The sequence below is a fragment of the Streptomyces sp. NPDC055955 genome, assembly GCF_042270245.1.
Classification (GTDB): domain Bacteria; phylum Actinomycetota; class Actinomycetes; order Streptomycetales; family Streptomycetaceae; genus Streptomyces.
In genome coordinates this window covers 45,442-59,245 of record NZ_JBHJYS010000019.1, presented here as the reverse complement: position 1 = coordinate 59,245, position 13,804 = coordinate 45,442, and the positions used below count along the sequence as shown (strand labels likewise).

Annotated in this window: 12 protein-coding genes and 2 pseudogenes; 10 read left to right on the top strand and 4 right to left on the bottom strand. The window is 67.4% G+C overall.

Going from position 1 to position 13,804, the window contains the following annotated elements; genetic code table 11:
* Window positions 1–349: 349 nt before the first annotated feature.
* Entirely contained in the window at window positions 350–964 is a 615-nt protein-coding gene (locus ACFC96_RS31790; protein WP_376615366.1) for a TetR/AcrR family transcriptional regulator, read from the bottom strand.
* A 176-nt stretch (window positions 965–1,140) separates the two neighbouring features.
* On the opposite strand from ACFC96_RS31790, the gene ACFC96_RS31785 reads away from it, so the two are divergent.
* The 3 genes from ACFC96_RS31785 to ACFC96_RS31775 all read left to right on the top strand — a co-directional run bounded on the left by ACFC96_RS31785 (window position 1,141) and on the right by ACFC96_RS31775 (window position 3,849).
* Window positions 1,141–1,512 (top strand): DoxX family protein, encoded by a 372-nt coding sequence (locus ACFC96_RS31785; protein WP_376615364.1) that lies wholly within the window; start codon window positions 1,141–1,143, stop codon window positions 1,510–1,512.
* A gap of 709 nt (window positions 1,513–2,221) precedes the next feature.
* The gene (locus ACFC96_RS31780; RefSeq protein ID WP_376615362.1) at window positions 2,222–2,698 is read left to right on the top strand and encodes a hypothetical protein; all 477 of its coding nucleotides are present in this window, start codon (window positions 2,222–2,224) and stop codon (window positions 2,696–2,698) included.
* 353 nt (window positions 2,699–3,051) lie between these two features.
* Entirely contained in the window at window positions 3,052–3,849 is a 798-nt protein-coding gene (locus tag ACFC96_RS31775; protein ID WP_340457038.1) for a hypothetical protein, read from the top strand.
* 118 nt (window positions 3,850–3,967) lie between these two features.
* On the opposite strand, the gene ACFC96_RS31770 is transcribed toward ACFC96_RS31775, so the two are convergent.
* Window positions 3,968–4,285 carry a hypothetical protein gene (locus tag ACFC96_RS31770; RefSeq protein WP_376615360.1) on the bottom strand — a complete coding sequence of 106 codons (318 nt, stop codon included), beginning with the start codon at window positions 4,283–4,285 and terminating at the stop codon, window positions 3,968–3,970.
* 413 nt (window positions 4,286–4,698) lie between these two features.
* Here ACFC96_RS31770 and ACFC96_RS31765 point away from each other — a divergent pair, with 413 nt between their 5' ends.
* The 3 genes from ACFC96_RS31765 (at window position 4,699) to ACFC96_RS31755 (ending at window position 6,919) form a co-directional block, all read left to right on the top strand.
* Entirely contained in the window at window positions 4,699–4,845 is a 147-nt protein-coding gene (locus ACFC96_RS31765) for a hypothetical protein (RefSeq protein WP_376615358.1), read from the top strand.
* A 162-nt stretch (window positions 4,846–5,007) separates the two neighbouring features.
* Window positions 5,008–6,114, top strand: coding sequence for a hypothetical protein (locus ACFC96_RS31760; RefSeq protein ID WP_376615356.1), 1,107 nt, complete (start codon window positions 5,008–5,010; stop codon window positions 6,112–6,114).
* A gap of 421 nt (window positions 6,115–6,535) precedes the next feature.
* Window positions 6,536–6,919 carry an ankyrin repeat domain-containing protein gene (locus tag ACFC96_RS31755; protein ID WP_376615354.1) on the top strand — a complete coding sequence of 128 codons (384 nt, stop codon included), beginning with the start codon at window positions 6,536–6,538 and terminating at the stop codon, window positions 6,917–6,919.
* Window positions 6,920–6,967: 48 nt separating this feature from the next.
* On the opposite strand, the pseudogene ACFC96_RS31750 reads toward ACFC96_RS31755, so the two are convergent.
* Window positions 6,968–7,177: pseudogene (locus ACFC96_RS31750) on the bottom strand (transposase); the annotation flags it as partial.
* 413 nt (window positions 7,178–7,590) lie between these two features.
* Window positions 7,591–10,023 (bottom strand): PQQ-dependent sugar dehydrogenase, encoded by a 2,433-nt coding sequence (locus ACFC96_RS31745; RefSeq protein WP_376615352.1) that lies wholly within the window; start codon window positions 10,021–10,023, stop codon window positions 7,591–7,593.
* A 721-nt stretch (window positions 10,024–10,744) separates the two neighbouring features.
* Between ACFC96_RS31745 and ACFC96_RS31740 the strand changes: the two genes are divergently transcribed.
* From ACFC96_RS31740 to ACFC96_RS31725, 4 genes and pseudogenes are all read left to right on the top strand, one after another.
* Window positions 10,745–11,734 carry a sugar phosphate isomerase/epimerase family protein gene (locus tag ACFC96_RS31740; protein ID WP_376615350.1) on the top strand — a complete coding sequence of 330 codons (990 nt, stop codon included), beginning with the start codon at window positions 10,745–10,747 and terminating at the stop codon, window positions 11,732–11,734.
* A gap of 197 nt (window positions 11,735–11,931) precedes the next feature.
* Window positions 11,932–12,255: pseudogene (locus ACFC96_RS31735) on the top strand (sugar ABC transporter substrate-binding protein); the annotation flags it as partial.
* Window positions 12,256–12,296: 41 nt separating this feature from the next.
* A complete protein-coding gene (locus ACFC96_RS31730) occupies window positions 12,297–13,100 on the top strand; it encodes a ThuA domain-containing protein (RefSeq protein WP_376615348.1) in 804 nt (267 codons plus the stop codon).
* Window positions 13,101–13,500: 400 nt separating this feature from the next.
* On the top strand, window positions 13,501–13,803 hold the full coding sequence (locus ACFC96_RS31725; protein WP_376615346.1) for a hypothetical protein: 303 nt from the start codon (window positions 13,501–13,503) through the stop codon (window positions 13,801–13,803).
* The last annotated feature ends 1 nt before the right edge of the window (window position 13,804 follow it).

Genomic DNA, 13,804 nt, shown 5'->3' with positions numbered 1-13,804 from the left:
TTCCGGCGTCAGTGCTCGCTGGTTGCTTCGGTGAGCGGGGCGTGGTGGTGGACGAGCTGTTGCCAGGGCAGGTCATCGCCCGCGCTCTTCTCGTGCGCGCCTGGGTGAACGTCCTCTTCTCCACCCCACCGAAGGGTCTGCCCGGTGGATGGGTGAAGGTCCGGTGTGAGCCCCTCTTTGAGGGCACGTAGGCACAAGGTCGGCAGACGCCTACCAACACCTGCCCACCCAACCGTCAAGCCCCACAACGGACTTCGTTGTGAAACGGTGAGTGAGCGGGGCGGGATGGCTCCTTCGAGCGGGTACACGCGCTGCGCATCGAGGGACGGCCAAAAGTGGCGGAGCACGTTCAGTCGCGGCAGATCCGCTCGACGATGACCTGCCAACTGTCCCCCAGGGGCGCGGTGTCGGGGAGCGGCGCGGTGTCCGAGCCCGGCATGGCCAGAAAGATCAGCAGTGGCCCCTCAAGTGCGGAGGTCAGCTGGATGGCGAGGCTGTCGAGATCGTCGACGGTGGACAGGGCCTGCTTCAGGAGCATGCGGATGTGCTGGTGGGTGAAGGTGGCAGCGGCGCCCGCCGGGACGGCCCGGTTACGGTCCAGTGCGGCGCGCGCGACGGCATGGTGCGCGGTGAGGTACGCGGTCCGGGCCCGGCCGTACGCGATGAGCCGTTCCACGGGGTCAGCGCCGGGCCCCAGCGGCGGGGGGCCGGACAGGGCCCGCTGCTGGAAAGCGCACTCGGCGTCGTCGAGCAGGGCGTGGAAGATGCCGGCGCGGGTGCCGAACCGGCGATAGACGGTGCCCTTGCCCAGTCCGGCACGCTCGGCCAGACCGTCCATGGTCACCTTCTCGACCCCCAGCTCGGCGACCATCGCGCGTGCCGTGGCCAGCAGCTGCTCACGGTTGCGTGCCGCATCGGCACGCTCGGCGCGGGGACGGCCCAGGGGCACCACGGATGGATCCATGCCGTCAATCTACCGCCGGAGCTCTAAGCGGGGTAAAGTCCGCTTCTGTTACCGTGGTGCCGGGCTGCCCGAGCGGCGCCGCCCATCCCGGCCGTCCGTACACACGCTGAACGTCGATGCGCCGACCGAATTCCGTCCCCTTTTCCCTCCCCTTTCTCTGACAACTGGACTGCGTCATGAATGTCTTTCTGTGGATCTTGCAGATCCTGCTCGCCCTGGTCATGCTCGCCGCAGGAGGCGGCAAGCTGGCCCAGCCCTACGAGAAGACCGCCGAGAGCATGGCCTGGGCCAAGAGCTTCAGCCCCGGCCAGGTCAAGACCATCGCCGCACTCGAAGTGCTCGGCGCCCTCGGCCTGGTGCTCCCCGCAACCACTGGTATCGCCACCGTGCTGACGCCGCTCGCCGCCACCGGCCTCGCGATCACCATGGCCGGCGCCGCACTCGTCCACGCACGGGCGAAGGAGCGGTCCCACATCGCAATCAACGCCGTACTGCTGGTGATCGCGGTCGTCATCGCCTGGGGCCGCTTCGGCCCGTACGCCTGGTGAGCGCGCAGACCGCGGCGCGCTCACCCGTGCGGTGGGCCCGGTGGAAGCCCAGCGCGGGTCGTTGACGAGGTGCTCGTAGAGGCGGCCGCCGTCGAGCGCGGTGTCGAGGCTTACGACCTGGGCCGGGGTGGTGTGGGTCCAGTGCTCGGCCAGGGCGACGAGTGCGGCGCCGGAGTTGATGAGGAAGGCGCGGCGGTCGTGCGGCACGTAGGTCTCCTGGAGGACGTTGCGGCTGTCGGTGGTGGTGAAGGGCCCAGGCTGTGAGTGGACGGGCAGCCAGCAGGGCCAGTCCAGCCGATCGACTTCCGCATGCGGGATGCCGAGGACATCGGCGATCAGGTACTGGGAGTCTGCGGACGGCTCGACGCCGCCTGTTTCGCACTTCCAGATCCGGTTGCGGTCGATGCCCGAGCGGCGGCCGCGAGCGCGCGCTGCCCTCTTCATCCGTGTGGAGAGGTCATCCATGGACCAGTTGTGTTCGTCGCGTACGGCGGCGAGCGGATGTTTGATCAGCCGCATCACGGGCGTCCTGTCTGGTCGGCCGAGATCCTGAACTCCACGATGGCGTGCAGGCGTTGAGGTGAGCAAGCCCACCTCAAAGTGAGCTGCCCAGCCAGGGCGCGTATGTGGTTGTGATCAAGAGGTGGTCCGGGTGAGGTGCGCGAGCCAGATAAGGTCCCCCCGAAGTCAGGCACGAGGGGGGATCTCGTTGGAGCGACGGAAGCTGATCGGGATCGGGATCGGGGTCGGGGCGGGGCTGGCGGTCCTACCCGCCTGGTGGACCCTGCGTCAGGTGGTGAACGGGGCCAAGGGGGACTGGCACACCGACACCACACCGCTGGAGCGGGCGTTCCCGCTGCTGGGCCCGCTCACCGACGCCAAGTGGGTGAGCAGCCGGGACAACGATCGCGCAATACCAGCGCCGGAGCTGGTGATCTCGGGCTTCGCCCGGTTGACACCGGGGAAACTTGCCGAGCTGACGGTCGCCCACGCCTTCGTCTCCGAGGGGCCGGTCGGTGACTTCACCTCGTGGTTCGAGAAGCCGCTCACGGGCGAGGGGCCGGAGAACCCGCAGTGGATCCGGTCGCACGAGCTCGACCGCGACGGCAGCGGCTACTCCACCAAACTGTGGTTCGACCGGCGCAGCGACACCGTCCGCTTCTGGGCACTCAACCCGTACGGCTAGGCGTTCTGTTCGGGCACGCTGGTGACGGCAGGGTGGTCTTGTGCGCGGGTGAGGGACTTCTGGTTTCGGTGGTGAGTGCGACATCTACCACCGAGTGCAGGAGGCCCTCATGCGCCACCGTAACGCTCCTTTGACGCCGACCGGCAGGCTGCGCCTGGCCTGTTGCATCGCAAGGCGGCCGAACAGCGTCACACTGGGCCGTACTGGGCTGATCGGCCGACGAAGCGAGGGACCGGTACCGGGCGTCGCGGGCATCACAGGTCTTCGACCTGTGATCATGGAGCGTTCGTCGAAGGTCCAGGTCATGGGGCGCCGCCGTGTGACGCTCGCCCGAACGCGCTGTAGGTGATGTGGTGAACTGGTTGGCCTCGCTGCCGACGGTGGTACTGGTGGTTGGCTGGCTCTTCCTTGCCCTACTGGTCGCGGCCGTGGCGCGGGTCGGCGTCCGCAAGCTCGTGCCGGTCGGGGAACAGGATCGGGTGCCCCAGATTGCCATGCCCCTGATGCCCACCCTCGGCGCCGCCTTCGCGATCTTTGCGGCACTCTCGCTGGCCAGCGAGGCCAGCTACCTGCGCGCAGCGGAGCAGTTGGTGAGCGACGAAGCGGCCGCAGCCTCCCGCCTGGCGTGGTCGGCGACAAGTCCGCGAGTCCACTCGGAGCCGATCCATTCGGCACTGCGGGACTACCTGCAGGCCACGCGTGTCAGGGAATGGCAGGGTGCGGCAGCGGCGTCCGGTGACGACCCGGCCACCGCTCACGCGATCGCACGACTGGAGCGGAGCGTACGTGCCGAGGCGGCCCGGCCCGAGCTGGGAACCCCGGCGAGCACGGAACTGCTGATTTCCCTGGACAGCGTCACCGATAGTCGTCGCGCACGCGTCGCGGCTGCCTCGCGCGACGTACCCGCGCTCTACGTCGTCACGCTGGTGGTCGGCGGACTGGCCTTGATCGTGAACGCCGGCGCACTCACCTTCCGCAGCAGCCTGCGAACGTCACTGCTCGTTGTGGGCGTTGCGAGTGTCGTCGGGCTGAGCCTGGCGTTGCTCTTCGCCCTCACCGCGCCCTGGAGCGGACCGCTCACCGTGAGTGGGCATCCACTCGACGTCATCATCGGGGACCTGAAGTCCGGCTTCTTCGCAGGCGGGTCTTGAGGCGGCGGGCGGGATGACCACGACGAAGCCCCGGCCCGCTGCGGTCACCGGCCGCGATCGACGGCAGTCGCAGGGACGTCATGGGGGGGAGGGCCATTCGGTGGCGGAGCCGGTCGGTTCAGGACGACAGCGTGACCAGCCGGGTGTGGTCCTGTGCGTCGACGCACGCCTGGTAGGGGTTGGGGTCGCCGGGCCGCTCCTGGCACTGCCACGTGGTGCCTGCCCTGCGGACGTGGACGGGTTTGGCCGCCGTGCCGTGCCAGGCTTTGGTGTAGGCGGCCGCCGCCTGCAGCGCGGCGCGGCAGGGTACGTTTCCGGTCGCTGACACCGCGAGCCCGGTGGCCCTATCCGTCCCGCAGTAGGCGGCCTTGGGGGCCGCGCCGGAATCGGCGAACGACGGGGCCGAAGCGGCAAGGCAGAAGACGGCAGCGCCCAAGAGGACCGTAATCCTTCTCATCCTGATCGAGTGCACGTCGATACCTCCTCATTTCGAGTTTCTCTGGGTTGCCTGGGCTGTGCGCTGTGTGGAGCCGAGTACCTGGTTGTGCTCCGCGCAACCGTCTCACTGCGTACCGGCGTCCTGGGTGACCGCGGTGACCGCGTCGCCCAGAGGGCGGGGATCGGGTCGATGGCGGGCTGGTCGTCCAGGGTCGGGTTCGACCACCTGCGGTACCTGCGCCAACCAGGAGCGTCTCGACAGTGCGTACTGGGTCCGCCGCCGGGAGAACTTGATCCGCTCCGGCCGGCTCAAGCAGCACCTCGACAATGACGGCCAAGGCCACTGCATGGAGATCTACCCCGTCGACCAGAGCGCCGTCACGCCCAGCTGTCACCGAGCGCTCGATCACGGTGCGGTACGTGTGGGCCGACCTGGTCGATGCCTGGGCCACCCAGGACGCCAACCTGATGGACGAAATCTGGGACGACATCATCACCGACCTCGACAGTGACTACGCCGCCTACGCCTATGTGTCCTCCGTCGGCATCAGTGCATGAAGTGAGTCGCGTGCCGTAGCCAGAGGCGACGGCTGGCACTTGCCCGCGCTGCGTTGACACTCCACGCCGGTTGCAGGCGCCGTTCCCGCAACGGATGAGAAAACATGTTGGCCGGCCGCCGGCGAGCTGCGACGATACGCCTGTTTCCCAAGCGGAGGACATTTGTTCGTTTTCGTGTGTGCAGGATGCGGCACAGAGTTGACCACCCCGCTGTCCCAAGTCTCACTACCAGTCCACGCCCGTCAGAAGTACGGAAACGGGGCCCAGCTTCCGGTGCTCATGGAGTCAGGGACGTTCGCCGTGGACCCAGACCCCTGGGGAGGGCCGTGGCGGATGTGGGACGAGATCGATCCGGGCGAGGCGCAGGCACGCGGCATTTACGCGCCGGTCTACGCCCTGTCCGACAGCATGCCGGGGGCGAGTGTCATCGCGCCTGGTGACATCCGCGGAACTCGCCTGATTCCTGACAAGCGCGGCGGGGCCTGCTGCGGCCTCGACGGAGCCGACGGGCCCAACATGGCCTGCGAGGAATGCGACCTCCCCGTGGCGACCAGAATCGACGACTGCTCACTGTGGCAGGCAGTGCGGCTCAGCCCGGACGCCGTACACCGCATCCCCGTCAACGGCACCCACGCTGTACCCCTCTCCTGGGCGGAGCTGGCAGAGAAAGAGGAGAAAACGCCCCCGTTCGAGCCGATCGCCACATGGGGAGGACGGTTGGGGCCGAACCACTACTGGTCATGGAGCCCGCAGTGGGAGGCAGCAGCCGGCCAGGCACTCGCCCACCTGCTCGTTGCCTCCCAAGGACAGCCGGTGAAGGTCCCGGGCGGTCTGACCGCGGATGTCTTCCAACGCGCGCTCGACACCCTGCTCCCCGCAGGCCCCCCGAAACGGCGCGCAGTCCTGGCAGGACCGGGATGCCCCTCCCCGGACACGGGCGTCGACATCCTCCTCGTACCGATCCATCCCCAGACAGGCCAGACCTGGACCCCCACCAGCCCCACTGCGGCGACACACCTCGTACCCCTGCCACTGGGGGTGTGGCTATGGCTGGTCTCTCCCCAGCCCAACCTGCCGATCCCTGCATCAGGCCGCATACCCCAAGACGTCCTCCGCGACGACCCGCTCCCATTGCTCCCCAACTACCTGTTCCGGGCCGACCGGGCAACGTTCCACCACACCTTGGTCCGGCTACCAGCCGTGCGCAGCCCATGGCTGCGCACGATCTTTGAGAACCTCACGCAGGGCACCTCGGCCCACGTCTTCTAGCCGTACGGGCAACCGAACAGCCCCAGACTCTCGTGCCTTTCGCTCCCGGACTGGGACAGGCCGCACCCCGGACCGAAGCCGACCGTCTTGCATCCGATCCCGTAGGAAGGGGGCCAGTGAGCGCGGCACCCCACAACGTCAGCAGACCCCGGCACACATTTCGCGTCCTGCGCCTTTTGCGCTGTGTGTATGCGGGTTTGGTGTCGACTCAGGGCTCGAGTTTTTTCTGTTTCTGCATCGGGGTGATGTTGAGCAGGGCGCCGTTGAAGTGCCAGCGAGTGAAGAGTGGACATCCGCCCGTCCTTTCGCGGCGACTGTAGGGGCATCGCCGACAGGGCCCGCAGGGTGGCGGATGCGTCGGCGTAAGCTTTTGGTTGCGCAGGGGTTGGACTTGGCGAGCGCGATCCCCATAGAGGATGTAATGGTTGAGAATCCCTGGACAGCGGGTCACCAGGCGGTTGAAGCCAGCAATTTCGAGGAGTTGTCGAGGCTCCTCGATGCAGGCGTTGACCCTGACGAGGTCTGTTGCGGTCAGACCCTTCTCGTGCATGCCATTGAGCTCGAAGGGGACTCCGCAGCGCAGTCAAGGGAGCCGATGAACTCGGCACTGACCGCGATCTTGCTCGCCTACGGAGCCGATCCCGAGTTGACTACGCCTGGTACGGATACGCCACTTGAGATGGCCACCTTTTATGACCACGCGATGGCCCAACGGCTACTGACCACGGCGGTGAAGGCCATCGCCCGGCCGCGCCTCACCGGCCTGGGTCTTGAGGGGAGTGGCCCGTCGACGGCCTCGACATGAACGCTGTCCCGCCCCGCAAGCGATGACCCTGCATCAGATGACGGCGGCCAGCGGCAGGGCGCCGATGGTGGCGGGCTGGTCGACGACCACGAGCAGGGTCCCGTGCTTGGCCTGCAGCTTGCCGAAGACTTCGCGGAGTTTGGGCTCGCTGTTGGGCAGTCGCTTGTCGAAGGCTTTTTTGCCGGCCGGGATGACGGCGGTGGCGTGGTGTTCGCCCTTGCCGACGTCCAGGCCGAGGAAGAGGTCGATGTTGCTGATATCGATCACGCGCACGCTCCGGTCGCACTCACCCGGCCTCGCCACGGCACTGATCGCCACATCCACATTACGAAGAGCCTCCCGACCTGCAGAAAGGCCGGTGGTCATGCCCCTAATCAGCGGTCTGTCAGTGCCTTCGGAGCTGGTGACACCACCCCCCGGGCCATGCACTCGACAAGGGGAGGTAGTCATGCCAACTCCGAAGGCCGGTAACCCCGTTGCGGGGCTACGAAGACGGTAATGGGGGGCGGGTCGGCGACGGTTCCGGAGGCGACGCGGGTGCGCCGGCCGCCGAGCCTGTCGGGGGCGGCGTACCAGCGGGCCCAGGTGCGGCAGACCTCACGCGACAGACAAGGCCCCGCCGGGCCGTCGGTGAATGACGGCCCGGCGGGGCGGGGACGGGCTGTTGCGTGTCAGCTCATCGTGAAGGAGTCCAGGCTGAACAGATCGCCGCTACCGCCCTTGAAGACGAAGTACAGCTTGTGCGTTCCGCCCGGGTCGGTCACCGGTGCGCTGATCGTCGTGTAGGCGCCGGAGGTGTCGCCGACCGTCGCCGTGCCGGCCAGCGGGCCGTCGGGCGCGTCGGTGTGGACTTCGATGGTGCCGCCGGTACCGCTCGACGCGGCCCGGAAGTCGATCTTGCTCACACCCTGGAGGTCGTACGGGTCGAACTCGATCCAGTCGCCATTATTGATCGACTCGACCGCCTCGTTGCCCTGGGCGTTGGCGTCGGAGCTCGTCTGCACGCCGGACTGCGTGCGGTAGAACTCCGCCTGCCTGCCCTTGGGCTGCAGGACGATCTGTGTCGTGCCGGTGAGGTCCGGTACTCCGGCGGTCGGGGAGGAGTCGGTGTAGCTTGCGGAGAGGATGGCGTAGAAGTCGTCGGCATCGGTGTGGCCCGCCGTCGTCATGGTGAACGTACCGCTGCACCCTGTCGCCTGCGAGAGGTTGTGGGAGTGCATGTCATGACCGAGCGAGTAGTTGACCTGGACCTTGGAGCAGTCCACCGGGGTGCCGTCCGGGTCGGTGGCGTCGATCTTCCACGCGACCTGGTCCCCGTCCTTGAACGTCAGCCCGTTGGGCGGTTGGGAGAACGACAGCACCGGCGCGGAGTTGCCCACCGTGACCAGGGTGGCGGCGACACCGGTTCTGCCGCTCGGGTCGCTGACCGTGAGCTTGGCGTGGTACTGGCCGTTCGTGGTGTAGGTGAACGACGGGGTGGCATCCGTGGAGTCGGTCTTGCCGTCGTTGTCGAAGTCCCACGCATAGGTGAGCTTGTCGTTCTCGGGGTCGGTCGAGCCCGTGCCGTCGAACTTGACCGTCAGCGGGTTCTTGCCCGATGAGGTGTCCGTCTTGATCGCCGCGGTCGGTGCCTTGTTGCCCGGCGCGTACTCGATCTTGTAGAGCCCGGCGTCCAGGGAGCCGCCGAACCACGCGCTGCCGTAGTCGAGCACGTACAGTGATCCGTCCGGCCCGAACTCGGTGTCGATGGGCTCGACCAGGTGGGCCCAGTCGTTGCCGTCGGTCAAGGTGTCGATCGACTGGATCTTTCCGCTGCTGTCGGACGTGATCGGCTTGATCCAGTGGGCGCCGAACTCGTAGGCGAAGAATTTCCCGTCATAGCTCTTGGGGAACTTGACCTGGGAGTTCAGCGTCGAGTCGTAGTTGTACACGGGTCCGGCCATCGGTGCGCCCTGCCCGCCGAGCTGGGGGAACAGCGAGTTGCCCGCGTAGTGGTTCCAGATCCAGGCCGGCTGGGCCGGCGGCAGGTCCTTCAGGCCGGTGTTCAGGGGAGCGTCGTTCACCGGGTGGGCGCAGTCGAACGGCTTCCCGGATGTCCCGGTGGCGAAGTCGTACTGGATGTACGGCGTGTTGTTGCCGATGCAGTACGGCCATCCGAAGTTGCCGGCCTTGGTGATCCGGTTGTACTCGATGGTGTTCTCCGGCCCGCGTTTCGGGTCCGCACTACCTGCGTCCGGGCCGTAGTCGGCCAGGTAGACGACGCCGGTCTTCTTGTCGACGTTGAACCGGAAGGGGTTGCGGAAGCCCATCGCGTAGACCTCTGGACGGGTCTTGGGGGTGCCCTTCGGGAACAGGTTGCCGTTCGGGGTCGTGTAGGTGCCGTCGTTGTGCACCTTGATCCGCAGAAGCTTTCCCCGCAGGTCGTTGGTGTTGGCCGTGGAACGCTCGTTGTCGAAGACAGGGTTGCGTTCCGGCCGCCGGTCGATGGGGGCGTAGCCGTCGGAGGCGAACGGGTTGGAGTCGTCGCCGGTACTCAGCAGCAGGTTGCCGTCACCGTCGAAGTGCATGTCGCCCGCGACGTGGCAGCACTGCCCTCGGTCGGTGTTGACACGCATGATCTTCTGCTCGCTCGACAGGTCCAGCTTGCCGTCGGCGAAGGTGAACCGGGACAGCTGGTTGTAGCCCTTGTAGGGCGCGAAGTCGGCGGCCGTTCCGCTCTCGGGGGCGTCGGTCATGGGGGTGTCGAGCCGCGGCGCGTAATACACATAGACCTGATGGTTCTGGGCGAAGTGCGGGTCGATCGCGATGGTCTGCAACCCGTCCTCGTCATGGGTGTAGACCGCCAACTTCGCTGCCACGTCGGTGAGTCCGTCGAGGGTCGTTCGGTAGAGCGTGCCGTCGCGGGAGCTGTGCAGCGCGCTGCCGTCGGGCAGCACCGCCAGTCCCATGGGCTCGCCCACCTGGTCCGGTCCCTTGGCGAGGGTGACCTGCTGGAAGTCGGACGACGCAGCGGCGGTCGCGGCCGCTCTTTGCGGTGCCTGGGTCCGCGCCTGCGCGGACGACGATCCGGCCACCGCGACCCCCACGCTGAGTACTGCGCTCAACGTGGCGGTGAGTAGTCGACTTACTGGTGTACGCACTTACTGCCTACCTCTCTTGGGGCGCTGCGGTGGACATCGCGCGAGCGGTCGCGTCGCACGGGGTGCCGGGCCGGGCTCGGATGCCCGGGCCGGCGTGTGCCGGTTCGCCGGTGGAGAGGACAGGCGGTCCTGGTGTGCACGCCGCCGGCAACTGACGTCGGGCGTGGTCGGACTGCGGACGAAGCGGCATGTGTGGCCGCACGGGTCCGGAGTGGGACTGAGGCGAGGTTCGGAGGGGTTTGTGGCCCCCTGATGGAGCGTCATGAGCGTGGGCTCCATGACGATGGACTGTCAAGGATGTACTGCCCGGTAGCTGCTTTTCATGACCTGAAGTAGCCATAACTTTTGCTCGGTCTAGTGAAAAGTTCCGGTGGTTCGTGGTGAACTATCGACGGTCTCAGGCGTACATCGTCCTCCGAGGTCCGCCGAGGCCACCCTGTTGCCGTCGCGAGGTCCGCGGGGGAGCCGCGTGGCGGCAACCGCGCCGCCCTCGTTCGCGAGGGCGGTTCCGGTCACCTCGCAGCCAGTTCTGCCAACTGCCCACCCACCAGACGTTCCGGCCGACGAACGCCCCGCACGACCGACCGCACGACCGCCCCGCACGACGACCGGGCGAGTACGTCCCCCTGTTCGGCCCACGCCGCGGTCTTACCGCGGCTCGGTGCTCCACAACGAAGGAGTGATGATGGGTCAGTTCACACCGGACTTCGACCGCAGAGGCTTCCTGCGTGCGGCAGCCGCCGGCACCGTGGCCATCGGTGCGGCGTCCGTCGCAGGCGCGCTCCCCGCGTCCGCGCAGACGCTCGCCCCGGACACCGCGGCCCATGGCGCCAGCTTGAGCATTCCGAAGGACGCCATCGGCATCCAGCTCTACAGCGTCCGCGACAAGGTCTCCGACCTCGGTTTCCGTGTCGTCTTCGAGGAACTGTCACGGATGGGCTACAAGGAGGTCGAGTTCGCCGGCTACACCCAGAACACCTCCATCCTCGGCCGGCAGATCACCCTCCAGGAGATCCGCACGCTGCTCGACGACAACGGCCTGCGAGCCATCGGCAGCCACATCGGCATCGGAGCCTTCCGCAGCAATCTGCAGCAGGAGCTCGACAACGCCGAGATCCTGGGCATGCCGAACATCGGGACCCCGAACGCCCCCTCGGACACCCCGACGGTCGCCGGGTACCAGGCGGCCGCGGAGGAGTTCAACGGCTGGGGTCGGGCCGCGTCGGCGCGTGGACTCAAGCTGTACCAGCACAACCACTGGTCCGAGTGGGCCTTCGCCCAGGACCAGCCGGAGGTGCGTCTGTACGACGTCTTCCTGCACAACACCGAGCCCGCCCACGTCTACCTCGAGATGGACGTCTACTGGGCCTTCGTCGGCCAGTTCCGCTACCCCGGCTTTGACCCCGCGGCCTATGTGCGCGAGCACCCCTACCGGTACACGCTGTTCCACATGAAGGACGGCAAGTCCGACCCCAGCGCCGATGACGGCTACGACATGACCGAGTTCGGCGCCGGTGACATGCGCTACCAGCGGTTCATCCACGCGATCGGTCCGTTCGGCAACCACCACGGCATCTGGGAGCAGGACACCGCCCCCGGCACCCAGCCCGACCCGCCCGGCTCGCTGGGGGCCGCGCAGCGTAGTTACACCTCGCTCGCCGACCTGCTTTCCTGACCCGTCGTCACCACCCCGTTTTCCCGCTCCCCGGCTCGTGTCGGCGGAACGGGGTGGACGTTTCTCATGCCAATGGCGCCACCGACGTCGTGGGCGGGCGAGCAGTGCCTGCCATCAGGAGGTGAGCGAATGTGAGCATCCGGTGCGAGCTGCTCACTCTGCTGCGAGACCACGGGCCGCTGTCACGCGCCCAGTTGGCCGTGTGGAACCACGACGACGACCAGGGCATCGGCGTCGAGGCGGCCATCAAGCAGGCGGGCCGAAGCGAGTTCTTCATGGTCGGTGGAGCGGGCTCCAAGCACGCCATGCAGGAGATCAAGGCCGACAACTCCGTACTCAAGGCCACCGTCGTCTACCCGTCGGACATGTCCGCCTCGGCGGTCAAACTCGCTCGGCTCGTCGCCCAGAACAAGGTCATGGGCGACCTCGTCGGGCAGGACCTGCCGTCGTCGGTAACCCTGTTCTCCGCGACCGTGACCAAGGAGAACGTCGACCAGTACCTGCCCGGCGCCTTCAGCTGATCCAGCACCCCCGTCCCCGGAAATCAGGTTACGAAAGGTTGATGATGTCCCGTAGAGGTATCGTTGCTCTGCTGTCGGCGGCCGCTCTGGCCCTGCCGCTCGCGGCCACCAGCGCCACCACCGCACACGCCGCTTCACCGGCGTTCAAAGTGCTGGTGTTCTCCAAGACCACCGGCTATCGGCACGACTCCATCCCCGACGGCATCGCGGCCGTCGAGAAGCTCGGCCAGGAGAACGGCTTCACGGTGGACGCCACCGAGGACGCCACCCAATTCAACGACGCAAACCTGGCGAAGTACCAGTCGGTCGTCTTCATCTCCACCACCGGCGACCCGTTGGACCAGCAGTCCGAGAAGGACGCCTTCCAGCACTACATCGAGAACGGCGGCGGCTTCGTCGGCATCCACGCCGCCGCCGACTCCGGGTACACCTGGTCCTGGTACGGCGGCCTGGTCGGCGCGTACTTCCTGGACCACCCGTCGATCCAGCAGGCGACCGTGAACGTCGCGGGCCGGGGAACCCTCGCCACCAAGGACCTGCCGAACCGCTGGACCCGCACCGACGAGTGGTACAACTACCGCTCCAACCCCCGCTCCGCCGTGCGCGTCCTGGCCACGTTGGACGAGAGGACGTACAACCCGGTCGGCTACTCCGGCGGCTCGATGGGCGCCGACCACCCCATCGCGTGGTGCCACCCGTACGACGGCGGCCGGTCCTTCTACACCGGCATGGGCCACACGAAGGAGAGCTACACCGACCCGCTGTTCCTGTCGCACATTCTCGGCGGCATCAAGATGACGGCCGGTGCGGCGAAGTTCAACTGCGACCCCGAAAGCACCGACTGACCGGCGGTACCGCCTCCCGGCGCGCCCACCGTGCCGGGGGCGCGCCGGGCACGCGGGTTCCTGCCAGTCCGCCGGCACAGCACTGCGAAAGGACGCACCTTGCCGTCGTCAACGACCGTGCGCCGCCTCACCGCATTGCTCCGAGACCTCGACGCCGTGACAGCGGACTCGCCCTGGAGTGGAGTTCCGGCAGTGTCGAGGGTGCCGTGAACCGCATCAAGAGGATCAGGAGGCAGCTCTACGGGCGAGCCGGATTCGAACTACTCCGCAGGATGTGGCGTGACCGTGCCGCCGTTCGCGACCCAGCACGCGGGGACGGGTCCGGCTGACCGCGGCCGCGTCGACTCGGGGGCCCCGTCGCGCTCGCGCTGACCGCCGAGGAGATCGTGCCTCGGTCCCGGTGATCTGGACCATCTTCGACGACACCCATCTGGGACTGGACCGGCCGCACGCCCTGCGCTTCCTGCCCCACGCGTATTCGACCAACTCCCGTAGCCAGCGCGCCATTCGGGTCGCCGCGGACACTCAGTGCCAGCCGGACCATTCGGTCACTGCTCAATTTATGGGGGCCGCAGTCTGCGCAGCAGCTCGCGGTGGCCGGCGGCGGTCAGGCTCAGGACGTGCCGTACGGCCCGAACGGCTGGCGCTGCTGGTCATCGACATGCAGGACGAATTCGTCGAGCTCGAATCGAGCCAACAGTGAA

What these genes read in the sequence shown, in the direction of transcription:
- ACFC96_RS31790 (WP_376615366.1), bottom strand. Translation starts at nt 964, where the DNA reads ATGGATCCATCCGTGGTGCCCCTGGGCCGTCCCCGCGCCGAGCGTGCC.
- ACFC96_RS31785 (WP_376615364.1), top strand. Translation starts at nt 1,141, where the DNA reads ATGAATGTCTTTCTGTGGATCTTGCAGATCCTGCTCGCCCTGGTCATG.
- ACFC96_RS31755 (WP_376615354.1), top strand. Translation starts at nt 6,536, where the DNA reads ATGGTTGAGAATCCCTGGACAGCGGGTCACCAGGCGGTTGAAGCCAGC.
- ACFC96_RS31740 (WP_376615350.1), top strand. Translation starts at nt 10,745, where the DNA reads ATGGGTCAGTTCACACCGGACTTCGACCGCAGAGGCTTCCTGCGTGCG.
- ACFC96_RS31730 (WP_376615348.1), top strand. Translation starts at nt 12,297, where the DNA reads ATGATGTCCCGTAGAGGTATCGTTGCTCTGCTGTCGGCGGCCGCTCTG.